The sequence below is a fragment of the Saccharothrix sp. NBAS 001 genome (assembly GCF_056640475.1).
In genome coordinates, this window is the sequence record NZ_CM153251.1 from 962,717 (window position 1) to 982,379 (window position 19,663).

A 19,663-nucleotide genomic window follows, 5' to 3' on the forward strand; every position below is an offset into this window, starting at 1 on the left:
ACTACTTCTTGGCGATGGTGAGGTCGAGCGTGTTCCCCGGACCCGGAATGGTGCTGTTCACGATCGCGGTCACCAGTCCGCACCGGTCGAATTTCGCGATGGTGTAGCCGCCGGTGAGCCCGCCGCCCGCCAGCGGGTCGAAGCCCGGCGTGGACTTCAGGTCGATCGAACTCGGCGTCACGGTCTGGCACCGGTCGGTGGCGCGCACCACCTGGATGCCGAGCACCCGGACGTCGGTGAGCTTGATCGCCACCTTGGTGTTCGCGGTGACCGCGCCGGCCGTGATGGTGCCGACCACGCGGCCCTGCGGGATCAGCCGCACGGTGGCCGTGGTCGGCATGAAGCCGAACAGCTTGAACCTGCCGGGGGCGTCCGGCAGGGACAGGTCGCCGGCGAACTTGCCGCCGAGCAGGTCCACCTCGGTCTTGAGCGCGCCGGGGCCGAGCTTCAGCTCCGCGTCCAGCTTCTTGATGCCGCTGACCCCGTTCACGGCGTAGTCGATCCGCAACGGCTCACCGGGCGGCGTGGTCGTCGTGGTCGTCGGCGGGGGCGTGGTCGTCGTAGTGGTAGTGGTGGTGGTGGTCGTGCTGGTCGGTGTGGTGGTCGTGGTGCCGGAACCCGGCGTCACGGTGAACTGGTAGAGCCGCGTCGCCTGGCCGGGCTTGAGCGTGCAGTCGGCGGTGAACGTGCCGAGGCCGGTTTCCGAGCCGTCCGCCTTGCGCGGGGTCAGGGTGGTGCTGAAGTCGCCGACGGAGATGGTCGTCGTGCCCGCGTTGGCGAAGCTCACCGGCGGCGTGCTGCCCCTGGCGACGGTGTCGAACGCGCCGGACGCGGGCACGTTCGTCCTGGCCACGGTCAGGTCGGGCACGACGTCGAGCACCGCCCCGGCGTTGTCGACCTTGGTCTTGGCCTTGGCGGTGCCTTCCACGGTGGTCGCGCCGACCAGCGTCAAGCCCTGCGTCGCACTGGCCGGGACGGTCGCCGTGGCGGTGACCCGCGCGGCCGGGATCGGCTGCCCGACCACGGCGGTGTCCGGCAGGTCGGCCACCTCGATCCGGACGCTCATGTCCTGCGCGCCGATCAGCGGGAACGGGCAGTTGTACGCCAGCGTGAGCGACGCGGTGGCCGCCGCGCCGACGCCCACGCCCGCGAACGCCACCGTGCCGATCACCGCGACGCCGACCGCGAGCGCGCCGGCGAACCTCCTGGTCGTACCGGGTGCCATCATGTTGGTCTCCTCGTCGAGACACCGTGCGGAGCGGAATATCCGCGAAACGATCGCGAATCGCGTTGCTACCGGCCAGTAAGCTAGCGTCGGGAAACGGTTCCGGCAAGCATTTCCGGTTCTCCTGGAAACCTCTGTGCGACCGCGCACAAATCGTTTCGGGGGCTTTGTCACGCCGGTGACAAATCAGTCTTCGGAGGTTGTGCCGCCGGGCTTCGGGAAAGTACTTTCGGAGAATGCTCCGGAATGGCTGCCGCCGGTGAGGGCGGCGCTCGTCGTCGCGGTCGTCGCGGCACTGCTGGGCGCGCTGCTGCCGCACGGCTGGGTGGTGCGCCACGCGCGGACCAAGCCGCCCGCGCCCGCCGCCGGCATCACCGTCAAGTACCGGGTGGACGGCGTGAACCGGATCGCGAAGCTCCAGTCCGACCTGGTGATCGGCCCCGGCGAACTCCTCGCCGAGGTCGACCTGCTCGACGGGGACCTGCGCGGCGACCTGACCCTGCCGCCGAGCGCCGGCTACTTCGTCGTGTTCGGCTTCCTGCCCACCACCGCGCGGGTCGACCTGATCCCGTCCGCACCGGTCACCGGCACGATCGCGGCGGGCCGGGTCAAGGCCAACGCCCGGCTCCACGTCAAGCTCGGCGAGGTCACCGTCGACGGGCAGCCGCTCGACGTCGGGTCGGACTGCAGGACCGCCCAACCCGCGTCGATCGACCTCGAAGGCCCGTTCGACCTGGCGAAGATCCCGATGAAGGCGACCTTCACCCTCCCGCCGTTCGCGGGCTGCGTGGGCGCGGAGCGGCTCGACCGGCTGTTCTCCGGCCTGATCTCGGGGCCGGACAACAAGCTGGAGCTGACGCTGACCGCGCAGTTCTGAAACGTCAGGCCGGGCGCGGCGGCGACAGCAGCCTCAGCGCCCGCAGCGCGATGCCCATGTCGAACAACGCGTCCGGGTCGTGCAGCCGCGCGCCGAAGAGTTCTTCCAACTGCCGCAGGCGGTAGCGGACCGTCTGCGGGTGCACGGCCAACGACGACGCCACCTCCGGCGCGCTGCCCCGGGTCTCCACCCAGGCCGTCATCGTCTCGCGCATCCGCTGCTGCTGCTTGGGCGTCAGCCCGTCCAGCGGGGCCAGCGTCCGGCGCACCAGTTCGTGCACCAGGGCTTCGTCACCCAGCAGCAGCAACGTCGACAGGTGCTCGCCGCAGTCGACCATCGGCTTGTCCGCGATCACCCCGGTCTGGATCATCGTGATGGTCCGCCGGGCCCACCGCAGCGACTGCCGGGCCCTGGCCAGCGGCACGGTCGGCCCGATCGCCGCGCGCCACCCGCCGAGCTTGTGCTCCAGCGCGACGAGCTGGTGCTCCGGGTCGGTCAGCAGCAGGCAGGGCTCGCCGCCTTCGAGGTCCATCAGGATGTCCTCGTGCAGCACCGGGATCGGCAGCTGGTGCTGGTCGGTGCGCCGTTCCAGGGCCACCACGAGCACCCGCTCGGGCACCGGCCAGTGCGCCGCCTCGGCCAGGTCGGCCAGCGCGTTCGGGTGGTAGCCGGGTTCGCCCAGGATCAGTTCCAGCAGCCGCTTTCGCCTGCGCTGCAACGCGCCCGCGTGCCGCGCCTGCGCCTCCGCGTAGCCCTCCATGGACCGCAGCGACAACTCGTCGATGTAGGCGAAGATCGCCTCCGCGATCAGGCACATGGTGGCCAGCGGCACGCGTTCGCGCTGGCCGAACTCGGAGATCCGCCGCCACGCGACGCGCGCGCCGATCCGGTAGGCGGTCTGCAGCAGGTCCAGGCTGCGGCCCGCGCTCACCTCCAGCTTCCCGAGCAGCCGGAACAGCTTGGCCCGGTCCTCGCGCTGGGCGGTCGGGTCGACCATCCGGTCGATGAACTGGTGGATCGCCTGCTCCACCCCCTCGACCACCACCTGGCCGAACATCCCCTCCAGCTTCTGCGAGTACTCCGCGATCGAGCACTGGATCTCCCGGACCATGTCCGTGGCCACCGCGCCCGCGTTGGCCCGGAACTTCGGGGCCAGGTCGGCCGGCAGCCGCTCCCACAGGTCCGCGTTCCCGATGAGCGGTAACTCGGAGGCACGGAGTTCTCCGGTTCTGTTCATGCTGTTCGCCCACCACCAAACGGCTAGGTGTGATTCCGAACACTGTATTTTTGATCATGAGGTCGGTCAACCGACGCGCACCCGTGCGGCGAACCGCGCGCCGGGCACCGCGGGCGCGCGGCAGTCGGACGCGGTGCGCCGGTTCGGCCAGGCGGACACCCCCGATTCGTCGTACCGGGAACATTGGTAGCGCCGGCCGGGGCCGCCCGCCAGAGGGTGATCGGGTTTTCGTAGCCCGGTGAGTGGTTCGGGAGGCGGGTTTTGTCACCTCCCTGACAAGCATTTTCACGGCTTGTGCACAGGGGTGCGGGTCAGTAGTGTACTGGCCGGTAATGTAATTCCGGGCGCATTCACAAAACCCTCCGGAGAATATCCGATGGTATTTCGCCGACGCCTGCTCGGGCTGTTCTTCGTGGTGCTGCTGGGCGCGCTGTGCGGGCTGTCGGTGGCCGCCTACCGGAAGGTCTTCACCACCCGGGTGACGGTGCTGCTGCGCACCGACCACGTGGGCAACCAGCTCCAGGCCGACTCCGACGTGAGGCTGCTCGGCGTGCCGGTGGGACAGGTGGCCGCGGTCCGCTCGCGGGGCTCGGGGGCCGAGGTCGAACTCGCCCTGCGGCCCGACGAGGTGGGCCGCATCCCGGCGAACGTGTCGGCCCGGCTGCTGCCCAAGACGCTGTTCGGCGAGCGGTTCGTCAGCCTGGAACCGCCCGGGGCCCCGGCCGGCGCGCTCGGCGCGGGCGCGGTGATCGAGCAGGACCGCACGTCCGGCGCGATCGAGATCGAGCGGGTGTTCGACGACCTGCTGCCCACGTTGCGGGCCGTGCGGCCGGACAAGCTGTCCTCCGCCCTGACCTCCCTGGCGCGGGCGTTGGACGGCCGGGGCGCACCGCTCGGCCGGACCATCACCACGCTCGACGCCTACCTGCGTGCACTCGACCCGCACCTGCCCGTGCTCAAGCAGGACATCACCAGGTTCGCGGACGTCTCCGGCGTCTACGCCGACGCCGGCCCCGACCTCGTGCAGGCCCTGCGGGACCTGACCACGACCAGCCGCACGATCGCCGCCCAGCGGGCCGACCTCGACGCGGTGTACGCGGGCCTCACCACGGCGGCGGCCGACCTGACCGGGTTCTTCCGGGCCAACGGCGAGACGGTCGTCCGGCTGGCCGACCGCGGCCGGCCGGCGCTGGAGCTGTTCGCCACCTACTCGCCGTCGTTCCCGTGCGTGCTCAAGGCGGTCGACGCGCTGCGCCCGCAGGTGGACCAGGTGCTCGGCAAGGGCGCCGACCAGCCCGGGGTGCACGCGGAGGTCACCGTCGTGCCGCCGGGGGAGAAGTACCTGCCCGGCCGCGACGACCCGGTGCTGCGGCGGGGCGGCACGCCGCACTGCCCGGCGGGGCCGGTGGCGGCGGTGGCGCCGGACCAGGTGCCGGCGTGGGCCCGCCTGCTGATGGGAGCGCGATGAGGTCGTTGGTGGCCCCGCTGGCGAAGTTCCTGGTGTTCGTCGTGGTCACGGTGACCGCCACGGCGTTCCTGGCGTCCACCATCGCCGGCACGGGCGGGGGCGCGAGGAGCTACACGGCCCGCTTCACCGACGTGACCGCGCTCGCCGAGGGCGACGACGTGCGGATGTCCGGCGTGAAGGTCGGCCAGGTCGAGGGGCTGCGGCTGGTCGACGACGAGCTGGTGGACGTCGAGTTCTCGGTGCGCGACGGGCGCTCGCTGTCCGCCGCCGTCACCGCGACCATCAAGTACCGCAACATGGTCGGCCAGCGGTACGTCTCGCTGGACCAGCCCGCCGGGAAGCTCGGCGACGAGCTGGGCGCGGGCGCGCTGATCCCGGTGGAGCGCACCAGGCCCGCGCTCGACCTGACCACCCTGTTCAACGGGTTCCGGCCGCTGTTCCAGGCGTTGAACCCGGAGGACGTCAACAAGCTGTCCTACGAGATCGTCCAGGTGCTGCAAGGCGAAGGCGGCACGGTGGAGAGCCTGCTCGCGCACACCGCCTCGCTGACCACGGCGCTGGCGGCCAAGGACGACGTGATCGGCAAGGTGGTGGACAACCTGAACACCGTGCTGGAGACGGTGAACTCGCGCGACGACCGGTTCGGCTCGCTGCTGGCCACGTTGCGGCGGTTGGTGTCCGGCTTCACCGCCGACCGGCAGCCCATCGGCAACGCCATCACCGGCCTGGCCGCCCTGGGCGAGAGCACCGCGGCGCTGCTCGAACAGGGCCGGCAGCCGCTCAAGGACGGCATCGCCGCGCTCGGCCTGCTCGCCGCCAACCTGGGCGACGCGCCCGAGCTGGAACCGTTCGTGCGCAACCTGCCGCTGAAGTTCGAGGCGATCGGCCGCACCGCGTCCTACGGCTCGTGGCTGAACTTCTACCTCTGCTTCGTGTCCTCCGACGCCAAACCCGCCCCGGGCGGACCGCCGGTCGGCCTGCCCGTCACCGAACAGAGGTGCCGCCGATGACCCGCCGTCCCGCCCTGCTGGGCGCGGTGGGGCTGGTGACCATCGCGGTCGTCGCCCTGCTCACCTTCTTCGTGCAGGACCTGCCGTTCTTCGGCGGCACCAGCTACACCGCCGACTTCGCCGAGACCGCCGGCCTCAAGGACGACGACGAGGTGCGCGTGGCGGGCCTCAAGGTCGGCGACGTGACCGACGTGGCGCTGCACCGGGGACGCGTGCGGGTGACGTTCCGGGTGAAGGGCGTGACGCTGGGGGACCGCAGCCGCGCCGAGATCCGGATCAAGACCTTGCTCGGCCAGAAGTACCTGGCGCTGGACTCGGAGGGCCGCGACCCGCTCGACCCGGGCACCACGATCCCGGTGGAGCGCACCACGTCCCCCTACGACGTGATCGAGGCGTTCAGCGGGCTCTCCGACACACTGTCCAAAATAGACACCAAGCAGCTCGCGCAGAGCTTCACCGTGCTGTCGGACACCTTCCGCGATTCGCCCGCGCACGTGAAGCAGGCGCTGGAGGGCCTGTCGTCGCTCTCCAAGACCATCTCCTCGCGCGACGAGCAGCTGGCCGAGCTGGTCAAGGGGGCCAACAAGATCAGCGGCGCGCTCGCCGACCGCAACGAGGACTTCGCCGCGCTGATCACCGACGGCAACGAGCTGCTGGAGGAGATCGGGAACCGGCGGCAGGCGATCGCGACCCTGCTGGAGGGCACCCGCGCGCTGTCCAAGCAGCTCTCCGGCCTGGTGGCGGACAACAACCACCAGCTCGGCCCCGCGTTGGAGCAGGTGGAGAAGGTCACCGACGTGTTGCGGCGCAACCAGGACAGCCTCGACCGGGGCCTGGCGCTGGCCGGGCCGTACTACCGGCTGCTGAACAACTCGCTGGGCAACGGCCGGTGGGTGGACACCTACGTGTGCGGCCTGGCCGCGCCACCGGGCGCACGTCGTGACTGCACGCCGGGGGGACGCTGATGTTCATCGGGACCAACGGCCGGCGCAGGCTGTTCATCGCGCAGGGACTCGTGCTGGTGCTGGTGGCGACCGCCGCCGTGTGGTGGATCTTCCTGCGCCCGGCGACCACCCGGATCACCGCCTTCTTCGCCGCCGCGATCGGCGTGTACGAGGGGTCGGACGTGCGGGTGCTGGGCGTGAAGGTCGGCACGGTCGTCGCAGTGGTGCCCGAAGGCGGGTCGGTGCGCGTGGAACTGGACGTCGACCACGGCGTCGACGTGCCCGCCGACGCGCGGGCCGTCGTGGTGTCGCCGAACATCGTCGCCGACCGGTACGTCCAGCTGGCCCCGGCGTACACCGAGGGGGAGAGGATCGCGTCCGGCGCGGTGATCACCACCGCCGGCACCGCCGGCACGGTCGAGCTGGACGACCTCTACCAGAGCCTGGACACCGTGCTCACCGCGTTGGGGCCCGAGGGTGCCAACCGGGACGGCGCGCTGTCCGCCCTGCTGGACACCGGCGCGGCGAACCTCGGCGGCACCGGCAAGACCTTCAACGACTCGATCCGGCAGCTCGCCGCCGCCGCCCGCACGCTGTCCGGCTCGCGCGACGACCTGTTCGGCACCGTCGACAACCTCCAGGAGTTCACCTCGGTGCTGGCCGCCGACGACGAGCAGGTGGGCCGGCTCGCCGAGCAGCTGGCCGACGTGTCCGGGTTCTTCGCCGCCGAGCGCGACGACCTCGGCGCGGCGCTGGGCGAACTGGCCACGGCGCTGGAACAGGTGCGCGGGTTCGTGCACGACAACCGGGACCGGGTGAAGTCCTCGGTCGAGGACCTGGCCGCCGTCACCGGCGTGCTGGCCGCGCAGCAGCGGTCGCTGGCGGAGGTGCTGGACGTGGCCCCGGTCGCGCTGCACAACGTGGTCGCCGCCTACGACCCGGCCACCGGGACGTTGAACGCGCGGGCCAACCTCAACGAGTTCGTCGCGGACCTGCTGAGCGTGCCGGGCGGCACCCGGTGAAGCGGGTCCGCGCACTGGCCGCCGCCGTGCTGGTGGCCGGGTGCACGTCCGTCCCCAGCGCCTACGACCTGCCGCTGCCCGGCGGCGCGGACCTCGGCGACCGGCCGTTCCGGGTGACCGTGGAGTTCGACGACGTCCTGGACCTGGTGCCGCACGCGAGCGTGAAGGTCGACGACGTGCCGGTCGGCAAGGTCGAGGACGTGGAGCTGTCCGAGGACGGCTCCACGGCGCTGGTGCGCATCGCCGTGCGCGGCGACGTCCGGCTGCCCGCCAACGCCCTGGCCCGGCTGCGGCAGTCGAGCCTGCTGGGGGAGAAGTACGTCGAGCTGGACGTGCCGTCGCAGCGCTCGCCTGAGGCGCTGGCCGACGGCGCGGTCGTCCCGGTGTCGCGGACCGACCGCAACCCCGAGGTGGAGGAGGTGTTCGGCGCGTTGTCCATGCTGCTCAACGGCGGCGGGGTCGCGCAGATCCGGGACATCTCGCGGGAGCTGGGCGCGGCGCTGGACGGCAACGAGACCGCCGCGCGCTCGCTGCTGTCCACCGTGGACGAATTCGTGGGCGGGCTGGACGAGCACAAGGGCGAGATCACCCGGGCGATCGAGGGCATGGACAAGTTCGCGAAGTCCTTGGAGGGCAAGAAGACCGAGCTGGGCGAGGTGCTGGACGGCCTGGAACCGGGCCTCAAGGTGCTCGACGACCAGCGCGGGCAGCTCGTGGCGATGCTGGGCGCGTTGCAGGACCTGTCGAGCGTCGCGGTGGACACCGTGAACCGCGGTCGTGACGACCTGGTGGCGGACCTCAAGGCGCTGGAGCCGACGTTGCGCAGGCTCGCCGAGGCGGGGCAGAGCCTGCCTCAGTCGCTGGAACTGCTGCTCACGTTCCCGTTCACCGACGCGGTGCTCGACGGCATCAAGGGCGACTACCTCAACACGTACCTGACGCTGCACACCGGAGGACGCCGATGATCACCCGGCGGATGCGGGTCCAGATCGCGCTGTTCGCCGTCGTCGCCCTGCTCGGGGTGAGCTACGTGGGCGCGGAGTACGCCGGGCTGGTCGTGGTGGACCGGGGTTTCGCGGTGCGGCTCGAACTCGCCCGGACCGGCGGCCTGTTCACCGGCGGCGAGGTGACCTACCGGGGCGTGCCGGTCGGCCGGGTGGGGCCGATCCGCCTGGTGGACGGGCACGTCGAGGTCGAGCTGCGGATCGCCGCCGACGCGCCCGCGATCCCGGCCGACCTGGAGGCCGTGGTGGCCAACCGGTCCGCCGTCGGCGAGCAGTACGTGGACCTGAGGCCGCGCGGCGGCGGCGGGCCGTTCCTGGCCGGTGGATCGGTGATCCCGCAGGGGCGGACCAGGCTGCCGCTGCCCGTCGAGCAGGTGTTGACCAGCCTGGACGACCTCGCGCGGTCGGTACCGGTGGACTCGCTGCGGACGGTCGTGGAGGAGCTGGACGACGCGCTGCGCGGCACCGGCCCGGACCTCCAAGTGCTGCTGGACGCGACGCAGGCGTTCACCCGGACCGCCGGCGAACACCTGCCGCAGACGACGCGGTTGCTCGACGACTCGCTCACCGCGTTGCAGACGCAGGTGGACCACTCGGCGGCGATCAACTCGTTCGCGGACAACGCGTTGCTGGTGGCCGAGCGGCTGCGCGGCGCGGACGGCGACCTGAAGCGGCTGATCGCGGCGGCACCGGGGGCGGCGGTCGAGGTGAGCGCGCTGCTCCGGGACTCGGGGCCCGACCTGGGGATCGTGCTGGCCAACCTGCTGACCACGGCGGACGTGCTGGTGACGCGGCAGGGGCAGCTGGAAGAGGTGCTGGTGACCGTGCCGGACGTGGTCTCGGTGGGGCAGGCGGCCGTGCGCGGCGGCAAGGCGGCCTTCGGCCTGGCCCTGACGTTCTTCGAACCCGCGCCGTGCCTGGCGGGCTACGAGGGGACGGTGCGGAAGAACGGCCTGGACACGTCCGTCGGCGGGTTCAACGCGGGCGCGAGCTGCACGCTGCCACGCGGCAGCGCCACGGGCGTGCGGGGCTCGCAGAACGTGCCGCGCTAGGCGCTCCGACCCGCGACGTCGCCGCCGTCAGCCGGGGACGGGCGCCACGTACAGCCAGCGGCCGTCCTCGCGGACGAAGCGGCTGTTCTCGTGGAGTTCCTCCCGGCGCCCCCGCCACCGGTAGACGGCGCGGAACTCGACCGTCCCCGTCGTGTGCAGCAGGCCGCCGCCCGTGCGCGCGAGGATTTCCAGGAGCAGCCACTTCTGGTCCGGGTCCAGGTCCAGTTCACCCGGACGGGTGGTCGGGTGCCACGTCGCCAGCAGGTACGGCTCGTCGGCCACCGCGAACGCCGCGTACCGCGACCGCATCAACGCCTCCGCCGTGGGCGCGGCCTTGAGCCCCGAGTGGAACGCGCCGCAGCACGTCCCGTACGGCTCACCCGTCCCGCACGGGCACTTCACGGCCGCTCCACCTCGCACGCCGACCGCTCCGACCGCGAGAAGCGCAGCCACGTCAGGGCCGCCTCCGCCGAGGCGTCACCGGCCGAGGCCGCCGCCGTCAGGTCGGCGTGGGCCTGGTAGCGCACGTCCGCGCCGGCCTCCGGATCGGTCAGCACGGCCACGGCCTCGTCGGGGGTCACGCGCACCAGGATAGGAAACCCCGCCGCGGCTACCCTCCCGAGGATGAGCGACAACCACGTGGTGGTGATCACGACCACCGACAGCGAGGACGCCGCCGCCGGACTGGCCCGTGCCGTCGTCGAGGAACGCCTGGCCGCGTGCGTCCAGATCGGCGGCCCGGTCCGCAGCGTCTACCGCTGGGACGGCGCGGTCCAGGACGACCGGGAGTGGCAGCTCTGGATCAAGACCACCTACGACCGCCTCGACGCCCTGACCGGCTTCATCGAGGCCAACCACACCTACGACACCCCCGAGGTGCTGGCCCTGCCCGTGCTCGGCGGCAGCGGCGACTACCTGGCCTGGGTCACCGGACAGACCCGCTGATGCGTTGGCCGTGAACGTTCGCCGGGCAGGGGGACATCGACGCCAACGCACGCCACCCCGACACCCTCGCCGCCCAACACCGCGAACGAGCACGCACCCGCAGCGAACGCCACCAACGCCGGAGCCGACCCCATGCAGCCCGACCAACCCGACGAACCTAAGGGGTCGACGCACTAGCCACGCCCAGCGCCCGCGCCACCAGCGTCGCGGTGTGCACCGGCTCGGCCCCGGTGCCCTGCCGGACCAGGGTGCGGCAGCTGAAACCGTCCGCCACCACGGCCGTCGACGGGTCCGCGGCGCGCACGGCGGGCAGCAACGTCTGCTCGCCCACCGCCATCGACACCTCGTGGTGCCCCTTCTCGAACCCGAAGTTCCCGGCCAGCCCGCAGCACCCCGCCAACACCGACGGCTCGACGCCGGCCTTCGACCACAGCTCCCGGTCGGCGTCCAGCCCGATCTCGGCGTACTGGTGGCAGTGCGGCTGGACGAGCGCGGAACCGGTGCGCGGCAGCGGTTCCAGCAGCGGCGTGACGTGTTCGGCGAACGTCCGCACGGATTTGGCGAGCCGCACCACGTCCTCGTCGTCGCCGGCGACCTCCAAGGCGTCGGACCGCAGGAACGCCGTGCAGCTCGGCTCCAGCCCCACCACGGGCACCCCGGACAGCGTCCACGGCCGCAGCACCCGCGCGGTCCGCCGCACGACGCGCCGGGCCACGTCCACCTGGCCGGTGGAGTACCACGTCAACCCGCAGCACACCGCGGACCGGGGCACCTCGACGCCCTGCCCGGCGAACGACAGCACCGCCGCCGCGTCGTGCCCCACCTCCGGGTCGAAGTGGTTGGTGAACGTGTCCGGGAACAGCAGCACCCGCTCGCCCGCCCCGCCGCCCGCGAACCCGCGCTGGAACGTCCGCCGCGCCGGCCTCGGCAGCGGCCGTTCGGCGGCCACCCCGGCGAACCGGGCGAACCGCGACGTCACGCCGTTGACCAGGCGCAGCCGCAACCACAGCGGCAGCCACCCCATCGAGTAGTGCGCCAACGGCCGCAGCCGCCCCCGGTAGTGCCGGTGCAGGAACTCCGCCTTGTACGTCGCCATGTCGACGTCCACCGGGCAGTCCCGCTTGCAGCCCTTGCACCCCAGGCACAGGTCGAGCGCGTCGCGCACCTCGGTCGACCGCCACCCGTCGCGCACCACCGAGCCGTTGAGCATCTCGAACAGCAGCCGCGCCCGGCCGCGCGTGGAGTGCTTCTCCTCGCGGGTAACCCGGTAGCTCGGGCACATCACCCCGCCGGAGGTGTTCAGGCACTTCCCGACGCCCACGCACCGCCGCGTCGCCGCCGCCAGGTCGCCCCCGTCGGCGTGCAGCGCGAGCTTGGCCCGGGTCGGGATGGTCGGCGGCGCGACCACCACCCGCAGGTCGGCGTCCAGCGGCAGCGGGTCGACGATCCGGCCGGGGTTCATCCGGTTCTCCGGGTCGAACGCCGCCTTGAACCGGCCGAACGCGGCGATCGCGGCCGGCGGGTACATCCGGGCCAGCAGCTCCGAGCGGGCCTGGCCGTCGCCGTGCTCGCCGGACAGCGAGCCGCCGTGCGCCACCACCAGGTCGGCCGCGTCCTCCAGGAACGACCGGTACCCGGCGCGCAGGTCGAAGTCGATCCGGACGTGCACGCAGCCCTCGCCGAAGTGCCCGTAGGTCACGCCGCGCCGCCCGTGCCCGGCCAGCAGCGCGTCGAACTCGCGCAGGTAGGACCCGAGGCGCTCGGGCGGCACCGCCGCGTCCTCCCAGCCCGACCACGCCTCGCCGCCGTCGGCCATCCGGGTCGCCAGCCCCGCGCCGTCCTCGCGCACCCGCCACAGGGCGCGCTGCCGCACCGGGTCGGTCACCACCGCCGAGTGCGGCGCGAGCTTGGCCGCGATGTGCGCCACCGCCTCGTCGGCGGTCTCCACGAACAGCCAGCTCGTCCCGCGCGGCAGGAGCAGCAGCCGGGAATCGCCGGCCGCGTCGACCAGCGACCGGTCGATGCCCTCGACCGCCAGCACGTCCAGGTGCCGCACGTGCTCGGCGAGGTCGGCCGCGTCGTACGGGCCGTCGAACCCGAGCACCGCGAGCACCCGCCGGGGCGGGGCCTCGACCAGCTTGAGCGTCGCGCCCAGCACGGTCACGCAGGTGCCCTCGGTGCCCACCAGCGCCCGGGTCAGGTCCGGCAGGGCGTCCAGCCGGTAGCCCGACACCCGGCGGTCCAGCGCCGGGAACCACGCCGGGTCCGCCTCGGGCAGCGGCAGCGGCGGGGGCGTGCGGGTGTCGAACCGCCGGCCGTCGGCCAGCAGCACGTCGAGGCCCAGCACGTTGTCGCTGGTCTTGCCCCACGCCACGGAGTGCGCGCCGCACGCGTCGTTGCCGATCATCCCGCCGACGGTGCACCGGGAGTGGGTCGACGGGTCGGGGCCGAACAGCAGGCCGTGCGGCCGGACCGCGTCGTTGAGCCGGTCGAGCACCACGCCGGGCCGGACCACGGCGGTGCGCGCGTCCGGGTCGACCGAGACCACCTGGTCGAGGTAGCGCGCGAAGTCGACCACCAGACCGGGCCCTGCGGAGTTGCCCGCGATGCTGGTGCCCGCGCCGCGGTTGGTGACCGGCACCCCGAACGCGGCGGCGACCTGCACCGCCGAGACCGCCGCGTCGACCGAGCGCGGCCGGACCACGACCCGGGGGACGTGCCGGTAGTTGGAGGCGTCCACGGAGTAGAGCGCCCGACTGGCCGGGTCGGCCAGCACGTCCCCGTCCACCGCGGCCCGCAGCTGTTCGACGAATCCGGTCACCCGGTGATTGTGATCCACACCCGGCCACTGGTGGCGCACTTCGGGGTACGAGATAGCCTCGCCCCGCATCAACCAGCGGCGATGGGAGCAGGGCGTGTCGAGGTCCGTACTGGTCACGGGCGGGAACCGGGGGATCGGCCTGGCGATCGCGCGCGCGTTCGCCGCCCAGGGCGACAAGGTCGCGGTCACCCACCGCGGGTCCGGCGCGCCGGACGGCCTGCTCGGGGTCAAGTGCGACGTGACCTCCGCCGCCGAGGTCGACGCGGCGTTCACCGAGGTCGAGGCCGCGCACGGGCCGGTCGAGGTGCTGGTCGCCAACGCGGGCATCACCGACGACACCCTGCTGCTGCGGATGACCGACGAGCAGTTCACCCGCGTCGTGGACGCCAACCTGAGCGGGTCGTTCCGGGTGGCGCAGCGCGCGTCCAAGGGGATGCTGCGCAAGCGGTACGGCCGGATCGTGTTCATCTCGTCCGTGGTCGGCCTGCTGGGCAGCGCGGGCCAGGTCAACTACGCGGCCAGCAAGGCGGGCCTGGTGGGCGTGGCCCGCTCGATCGCCCGCGAGCTGGGATCGCGCAACATCACCGCGAACGTCGTCGCGCCCGGTTTCGTCACCACCGACATGACCGACGCGCTGCCCGAGGAGCGCCGCAAGCAGATCCTCGCCCAGGTGCCCGCCGGCCGGTACGGCAGCACCGAGGAGATCGCCGCCGCCGTCACCTTCCTGGCCTCCGACGCCGCCGCCTACATCACCGGCGCGGTGCTGCCGGTGGACGGCGGCCTCGGCATGGGCCACTGAGCCGCCGGCCACCGGCCCGCCCACCGCACAACCACAACTCTCGGAGGAAACACTCGTGACGGGTCTGCTCGCAGGCAAGCGGCTGCTGATCACCGGGGTGATCACGGACGCGTCGATCGCCTTCCACGTGGCCAAGGTCGCCCAGGAGCAGGGTGCCCAGGTGGTGCTCACCGGGTTCGGCCGGATGAGCCTCGTGGAGCGGATCGCGAAGCGGCTGCCCCAACCCGCCCCGGTGGTGGAGTTGGACGTGCAGAACCAGGAGCACCTGGACACGTTGGCCGACCGCGTGCGCGAGCACGTCGACGGCCTGGACGGCGTGGTGCACGCGATCGGCTACGCGCCGCCGTCGTGCCTGGGTGCGCCGTTCATGGACGCGCCGTGGGAGGACGTGGCGACCGCCATGCACGTCTCCGCGTTCTCGTACAAGGCGCTGGTGCAGGCCACGCTGCCGCTGATGGGTCGCGGCGCGTCCGTGGTGGGCCTGGACTTCGACGCCCGCCAGGTGTGGCCCGCCTACAACTGGATGGGCGCGGCCAAGGCGGCGTTCGAGTCGGTCAACCGCTACCTGGCGCGCGAGATGGGCCCGCACGGGATCCGGGTGAACGTGGTCTCGGCCGGCCCGGTGCGCACCATGGCCGCCAAGTCCATCCCGGGCTTCTCCGACCTGGAGGCGATGTGGGGCGAGAAGGCCCCGCTCGGCTGGGACGTGAACGACCCGACGCCGGTCGCCCAGTCGGTGTGCGGCCTGCTGTCCGACTTCTTCCCGGCCACCACGGGCTCGATGGTGTTCGTGGACGGCGGCGTGCACTTCCTGGGCCTGTGAACCGGCGCTGACCGGGGTCCGACCACCCGACCGGGTCGGCGTGCGGTTGATCACGCCGACCCGGTTGTGCAGTCTCCGGCGGCCGGGGCGAGGATGTCCGGGTGAGTTACGACGCGCTGCTCTGGCTGTCCTTCGGGGGACCGGAGGGACCGCAAGACGTCCGCCCCTTCCTGGAGAACGTGACCCGAGGCCGGGGCGTGCCGCCCGAGCGCCTGGACGAGGTCGAGCAGCACTACCAGCACTTCGGCGGGGTCTCGCCGATCAACGCCCTCAACCGCGCCGCGATCGCGGCCGTGGCGGAGCTGGTCGACCTGCCGGTGTACTTCGGCAACCGCAACTGGCACCCGATGGTCGAGGACACCCTGGCCGAGATGAAGGCGGCCGGCGTGCGGCGCGCGCTGGTGTTCCCGACCAGCGCGTACGGCGGCTACTCGGCGTGCCGGCAGTACGACGAGGACATCCTGCGCGCCCGCGCCGCCGTGCCCGACGCGCCGGACCTGGTGAAGCTGCGCCAGTTCTTCGACCACCCGCTGTTCGTCGAGTCGTTCGCCGACTCCGTGCGGGCGGCCGCCGCCGGCTTCGCCGAGTACCGCCTGGTGTTCACCGCGCACTCGGTGCCGGTGTCGGCCGACCGGGCCGCCGGGCCGCCCGCCGAGGGCGGGCACCGCTACTCCCGGCAGGTGGCCGAGGCGTCCCGGCTGGTCGCGCGGGCGGTCGGGGTCGACGAGCACGACCTGGTGTGGCAGTCCCGGTCCGGCCCGCCGCAGGTGCCGTGGCTGGAACCGGACATCGTCGACCACCTCGACGCGCTGCACGCCAAGGGCGTGGCCAACGTCGTGGTGTGCCCGATCGGGTTCGTCTCCGACCACCTGGAAGTGGTGTGGGACCTGGACACCGAGGCCCGGGACCGGGCGGCCGAACTCGGCCTGGGCTTCGCGCGCGCCGCCACCCCCAACGGCGACCCCCGGTTCGCCCGGCTGGTCGCGGAGCTGGTGGCCGAGCACCTGACCGGCGCGCCGGCGCGCAAGCTCTCCGCGTTCCCGGCTTCCGGGTGCACGGTGAACGGCGAGCCGTGCGCGCCGTTGTGCTGCGAGCCGGCGAAGAGGCCCGCGCGGTGAGCGTCGACTTCACCTGGTCGCCGCGCGCGGCGGACTGGCGCGACGCGTTACGGACCGCCGTGCCGCTCTACTGGTGGACGCCGTGGTTCGGGCTGGCCATGGGCGTGCTCGGGGTGGTCGTGCTGTTCCTCGACATGACGTGGGCGGGCGTGTTCGGCATCGCGCTCGCTGTGATCATCATCGCACTGGTGCCGATCGGCACCGCGGTGAACTTCCACAACCACCCGCTGGCGGCCAAGACCGTCACCGGGTCGGCGGACGCGCACTCGCTGCGGATGTCGGTGGGCGAGGCGGCGCGCAGCGAGCTGGCCTGGGCGGAGCTGCCCGGCTGGTCGGAGACGCCGCGCGGGTTCGTGCTGCGCACCGGGACGTCCGCGATGTACGCCGTGCCGCACCGCGCGTTCACCGGAACGGATGACGTCGACCGGTTCCGTTCCCTGCTGGTGGAACACGTCGGCCCGGCCGTCTGAACCGCCGGGGTGCACGGGTAACCTTGGCGAGCGTGTCCTGTGCGAGTGCGACGCTGGTCGTGTGGACGTCCGCCTGGCTGCATGGTGCGGCCGCGGCCGACGACGTCCTCGACGCTTTGGGGTTCTGGGCCGGGCTGCACGAGGTGGTGGCCGACGACGACGGCACGGCCACCGCGCTCGACCTCCCCGGCCCCGACGAACGCGCGGTCGGCCCGGCGCTGCTGCTGGCCGCGCTGCGCCGGGCCGACGCGACCACCGCGCGCGTGGTGCTGCCGATCCCCGGTGACGTCCGGGGCCTGGGCGGCAAGGGGCCGCTGAGCCGGTTCGCGCTCAGCGTCGGCCAGGCGGCCGTGCTGCCGGAGGTCGGCATCGGGCTGGTGCCCAAGCTGGTGGCCGACGGCGTGCTGCGCTGGACGGTGTTCGACCTGCCGGCGGTGCCGGCCGTGGAGCACGTGCCGATCGGCGAGGCCGAGCACGGGCTGGCGTCGGCGATGCGCGAGGCGGCGACCGCGCTGGTCACCCTCGACGTGGCGCGGCACCGGCCGAACGTGCGCGCGGAGATCGCGGAGCTGTCCGCCGAACACTCGAAGCTGGCGTGGCCGGCCGGGATGCCGCCGCGCGCCCTGCGGGTGCTCCAGCGGGCCGCCGAGGTGGCGGCGATCCTGACCGTGGCCGCGTCGGACGCCCCCGGCGGGGCGATGTCGGCCTCCGCGCAGGCGGGCCGGGACCAGGCGCTGCGCCCGCTGTCGGAGGCGGTCCGGCGGGCCCGGCTGGCGGCCGTGGACGAGGCCGTGCGGGTGCTGTCCGACCAGGGCGCGGGCCGGCACAACTGAGCTGCGGGGATTGTTGAACGATCCCGCGATCGGCGCGGGATCGTCCGATGAACTCCGAGCGGTCACCGGGTGAACGGCCGCCCGGTTCCCCCACGCGGGGGAGCTGTGCGCGCCCTGTTCCACGTAGGGTCGCGACAATTCGCCCCGATCGAATACCCGGCATTCCAGGCGATGGCCTTCCCGACGCCCGCCGGACCGGGTAAATGACTTGGGGTCGTCTGAAAGGAGACCCCTGTGCTCGACAGGTTGCGTCAGGCCCTGCGCGGCTCGCTGACCCGGATCGTGAGCGACGCGGTGGATCGCGACGAACTCGTCCGGCGGTTGCGCCGCGAGTACGAGGACGTCGCACGGCAGGAGACGGATCGGCTGGTCACGGCCATCCGGGAGATCGAGCACGAGGCACGTCGGGACATCCACGCGGAGGCCGACCGGTACGCGCTGCGCACCACCGAGCGCTTCGTCCGGGAGCACCTGCTCACCGCGACCAGCTTCGACAACCGGTTCGACACCCTCCGGCACGCGCTCGACCACGCCCCCGACACCGGGATGGCGCTGGAGTTCGGCGTGTACCGGGGCACCACCCTGAAGATCATCGCCGAGGACCGGGGCGGCAAGGACGTCTACGGCTTCGACTCGTTCGAGGGCCTGCCCGAGGACTGGCGGCCCAAGCGGCCCGCGGGCTGGTTCCGCAACGAGAACATCCCCGACGTGCCGGGCGCGGAGATCGTGCCGGGCTGGTTCGACGACACGCTGCCCAAGTTCGCCGCCGAGCACCCCGGCGACGTGGCGTTCCTGCACCTCGACGCCGACCTCTACTCCTCGACGGTGACCGCGCTGGAGCACGTCGGGTCGCGCCTGCGGCCGGGCAGCGTGGTGCTGTTCGACGAGTACTTCAACTACCCCGGCTGGGAGGTGCACGAGCACCTGGCGTGGCGCGAGTTCGTGACCAAGCACAAGGTGTCGTTCGAGTACCTGTGCTTCACCTCCAACAACGAGCAGCTGGCGGTGCGGATCACCGGGATCTGAGGTAGCGGTCGGGGCTCGCGCGGCGATCACCGGGTGGGGGCGGGACCGCTGCCCCCGTCCGCTGCCCCGAGGAGGGTGTGCATGTCACGGTTAGCCGGAGTGCTCGTGGCGGTGACCGTCGCGAGTGCGGTCCTGACCGGAACGGCGCAGGCGCAGGCGCTCGACCCCGACGTCGTCTTCTTCAACCCGACGACCCGGACCGCCGTCGAGGTGGGCGTGCCCGTCGTGCTCGCCGGCGGGTCGATCACCCCGGACCCGGGCGCGATCCGGGAGACGCAGTTGACCTTCGACGGGGGAGCGACCTGGGAGACGACCACGCAGACGCGGGTCCTGACGGGAAACCGAACCGACTGGAAACACCTGTACACCCCGCAGGCCGCCGGTGACGTCACGGTGGCCGGGCGGGCGGTGCTGTGGTCGGGCGAGATCGGCCCGGTGGGCGACCCGATCACGATCAAGGTCGGCGGCACGACCGTGCCCCAGCCGGTGAACTGCACGACCCGCTGCCAGTTCAGCGGCTACTACGCCGAATCGGTGCCCGATCCCGACGAGCAGCCGGTGGAGGTCGGCCTGAAGTTCCGGGTCGACCGGTCGGGCGTGGTCACCAGCGCGGCGTTCGAGCGCGGCGCGTACCGGGGGCCGGTGCTGGTGCGCCTGTGGTCCGAGGCGGGTGTGCTGCTCGCGGAGGAGCCGTACGACCTGCCCTACCGGATCTCGAACGTGGCGTTCGCGTCGCCGGTGGCGGTCGAGCCGGGCCACGACTACGTGATCTCGTACTACACGCCGCAGGGCGGGTACACGACCACGGAGTACTTCTTCACCGGCACGGTCGCACGGGCCCCGTTCGTCGCGCCGCACGACGGCACGCACGGCGCGGGCGTCTACCACTACGGCGTCGGCGGCGGCTTCCCGACCGACAGCTGGCACGACAGCACGTACTGGGTGCTGCCGGAGTTCCGGACGCCGTAGTCCTTCCGCACCAACGAGAA

Annotated in this window: 20 protein-coding genes; 15 read left to right on the top strand and 5 right to left on the bottom strand. The window is 72.5% G+C overall.

Annotation, left to right across the window (positions count from 1 at the left end):
• Position 1: 1 nt before the first annotated feature.
• Positions 2 to 1,228: a DUF6801 domain-containing protein gene (locus AC0HI0_RS04290; RefSeq protein WP_480930925.1), complete on the bottom strand. Its 1,227-nt coding sequence runs from the start codon at positions 1,226 to 1,228 to the stop codon at positions 2 to 4.
• Between the two features lie 256 nt (positions 1,229 to 1,484).
• Between AC0HI0_RS04290 and AC0HI0_RS04295 the strand changes: the two genes are divergently transcribed.
• On the top strand, positions 1,485 to 2,102 hold the full coding sequence (locus AC0HI0_RS04295; RefSeq protein WP_480930926.1) for a hypothetical protein: 618 nt from the start codon (positions 1,485 to 1,487) through the stop codon (positions 2,100 to 2,102).
• A 4-nt stretch (positions 2,103 to 2,106) separates the two neighbouring features.
• On the opposite strand, the gene AC0HI0_RS04300 is transcribed toward AC0HI0_RS04295, so the two are convergent.
• A complete protein-coding gene (locus AC0HI0_RS04300; protein ID WP_480930927.1) occupies positions 2,107 to 3,339 on the bottom strand; it encodes a PucR family transcriptional regulator in 1,233 nt (410 codons plus the stop codon).
• Positions 3,340 to 3,715: 376 nt separating this feature from the next.
• Between AC0HI0_RS04300 and AC0HI0_RS04305 the strand changes: the two genes are divergently transcribed.
• From AC0HI0_RS04305 to AC0HI0_RS04330, 6 genes are read left to right on the top strand one after another with little or no spacing between them, the layout of a single operon-like run.
• Positions 3,716 to 4,807 carry an MCE family protein gene (locus AC0HI0_RS04305; protein ID WP_480930928.1) on the top strand — a complete coding sequence of 364 codons (1,092 nt, stop codon included), beginning with the start codon at positions 3,716 to 3,718 and terminating at the stop codon, positions 4,805 to 4,807.
• Positions 4,804 to 5,817 (top strand): MCE family protein, encoded by a 1,014-nt coding sequence (locus tag AC0HI0_RS04310; RefSeq protein WP_480930929.1) that lies wholly within the window; start codon positions 4,804 to 4,806, stop codon positions 5,815 to 5,817. Before AC0HI0_RS04305 ends, AC0HI0_RS04310 begins: the two co-directional genes overlap by 4 nt.
• Positions 5,814 to 6,782, top strand: a complete 969-nt coding sequence (locus AC0HI0_RS04315) for an MCE family protein (protein WP_480930930.1) — start codon at positions 5,814 to 5,816, stop codon at positions 6,780 to 6,782. The genes AC0HI0_RS04310 and AC0HI0_RS04315 overlap by 4 nt, the downstream gene beginning before the upstream one ends.
• The gene (locus tag AC0HI0_RS04320) at positions 6,782 to 7,783 is read left to right on the top strand and encodes an MCE family protein (protein ID WP_480930931.1); all 1,002 of its coding nucleotides are present in this window, start codon (positions 6,782 to 6,784) and stop codon (positions 7,781 to 7,783) included. The genes AC0HI0_RS04315 and AC0HI0_RS04320 overlap by 1 nt, the downstream gene beginning before the upstream one ends.
• Positions 7,780 to 8,748 carry an MCE family protein gene (locus AC0HI0_RS04325; RefSeq protein ID WP_480930932.1) on the top strand — a complete coding sequence of 323 codons (969 nt, stop codon included), beginning with the start codon at positions 7,780 to 7,782 and terminating at the stop codon, positions 8,746 to 8,748. Before AC0HI0_RS04320 ends, AC0HI0_RS04325 begins: the two co-directional genes overlap by 4 nt.
• Positions 8,745 to 9,839, top strand: coding sequence for an MCE family protein (locus AC0HI0_RS04330; protein WP_480930933.1), 1,095 nt, complete (start codon positions 8,745 to 8,747; stop codon positions 9,837 to 9,839). Before AC0HI0_RS04325 ends, AC0HI0_RS04330 begins: the two co-directional genes overlap by 4 nt.
• Before the next feature lie 27 nt (positions 9,840 to 9,866).
• On the opposite strand, the gene AC0HI0_RS04335 is transcribed toward AC0HI0_RS04330, so the two are convergent.
• Positions 9,867 to 10,241 carry a YchJ family protein gene (locus AC0HI0_RS04335; RefSeq protein WP_480930934.1) on the bottom strand — a complete coding sequence of 125 codons (375 nt, stop codon included), beginning with the start codon at positions 10,239 to 10,241 and terminating at the stop codon, positions 9,867 to 9,869.
• Entirely contained in the window at positions 10,238 to 10,420 is a 183-nt protein-coding gene (locus AC0HI0_RS04340) for a hypothetical protein (RefSeq protein WP_480930935.1), read from the bottom strand. The genes AC0HI0_RS04335 and AC0HI0_RS04340 overlap by 4 nt, the downstream gene beginning before the upstream one ends.
• Before the next feature lie 43 nt (positions 10,421 to 10,463).
• Between AC0HI0_RS04340 and cutA the strand changes: the two genes are divergently transcribed.
• Positions 10,464 to 10,784: a divalent-cation tolerance protein CutA gene (cutA, locus tag AC0HI0_RS04345; RefSeq protein ID WP_480930936.1), complete on the top strand. Its 321-nt coding sequence runs from the start codon at positions 10,464 to 10,466 to the stop codon at positions 10,782 to 10,784.
• Positions 10,785 to 10,941: 157 nt separating this feature from the next.
• On the opposite strand, the gene AC0HI0_RS04350 is transcribed toward cutA, so the two are convergent.
• Positions 10,942 to 13,674 carry an FAD-binding and (Fe-S)-binding domain-containing protein gene (locus AC0HI0_RS04350; RefSeq protein WP_480930937.1) on the bottom strand — a complete coding sequence of 911 codons (2,733 nt, stop codon included), beginning with the start codon at positions 13,672 to 13,674 and terminating at the stop codon, positions 10,942 to 10,944.
• A 25-nt stretch (positions 13,675 to 13,699) separates the two neighbouring features.
• Here AC0HI0_RS04350 and fabG point away from each other — a divergent pair, with 25 nt between their 5' ends.
• From fabG to AC0HI0_RS04385, 7 genes are all read left to right on the top strand, one after another.
• Entirely contained in the window at positions 13,700 to 14,404 is a 705-nt protein-coding gene (gene fabG / locus AC0HI0_RS04355) for a 3-oxoacyl-[acyl-carrier-protein] reductase (RefSeq protein WP_480930938.1), read from the top strand.
• A 55-nt stretch (positions 14,405 to 14,459) separates the two neighbouring features.
• Positions 14,460 to 15,227 (top strand): enoyl-ACP reductase FabI, encoded by a 768-nt coding sequence (fabI, locus tag AC0HI0_RS04360; protein WP_480930939.1) that lies wholly within the window; start codon positions 14,460 to 14,462, stop codon positions 15,225 to 15,227.
• A gap of 101 nt (positions 15,228 to 15,328) precedes the next feature.
• A complete protein-coding gene (locus AC0HI0_RS04365; protein WP_480930940.1) occupies positions 15,329 to 16,345 on the top strand; it encodes a ferrochelatase in 1,017 nt (338 codons plus the stop codon).
• The gene (locus AC0HI0_RS04370; RefSeq protein WP_480930941.1) at positions 16,342 to 16,815 is read left to right on the top strand and encodes a YcxB family protein; all 474 of its coding nucleotides are present in this window, start codon (positions 16,342 to 16,344) and stop codon (positions 16,813 to 16,815) included. The genes AC0HI0_RS04365 and AC0HI0_RS04370 overlap by 4 nt, the downstream gene beginning before the upstream one ends.
• A 32-nt stretch (positions 16,816 to 16,847) precedes the next feature.
• Positions 16,848 to 17,648 carry a hypothetical protein gene (locus AC0HI0_RS04375; RefSeq protein WP_480930942.1) on the top strand — a complete coding sequence of 267 codons (801 nt, stop codon included), beginning with the start codon at positions 16,848 to 16,850 and terminating at the stop codon, positions 17,646 to 17,648.
• Positions 17,649 to 17,882: 234 nt separating this feature from the next.
• Positions 17,883 to 18,674, top strand: a complete 792-nt coding sequence (locus AC0HI0_RS04380; RefSeq protein WP_480930943.1) for a TylF/MycF/NovP-related O-methyltransferase — start codon at positions 17,883 to 17,885, stop codon at positions 18,672 to 18,674.
• Between the two features lie 81 nt (positions 18,675 to 18,755).
• Positions 18,756 to 19,643 (top strand): DUF4082 domain-containing protein, encoded by an 888-nt coding sequence (locus tag AC0HI0_RS04385; RefSeq protein WP_480930944.1) that lies wholly within the window; start codon positions 18,756 to 18,758, stop codon positions 19,641 to 19,643.
• Positions 19,644 to 19,663: the final 20 nt, after the last annotated feature.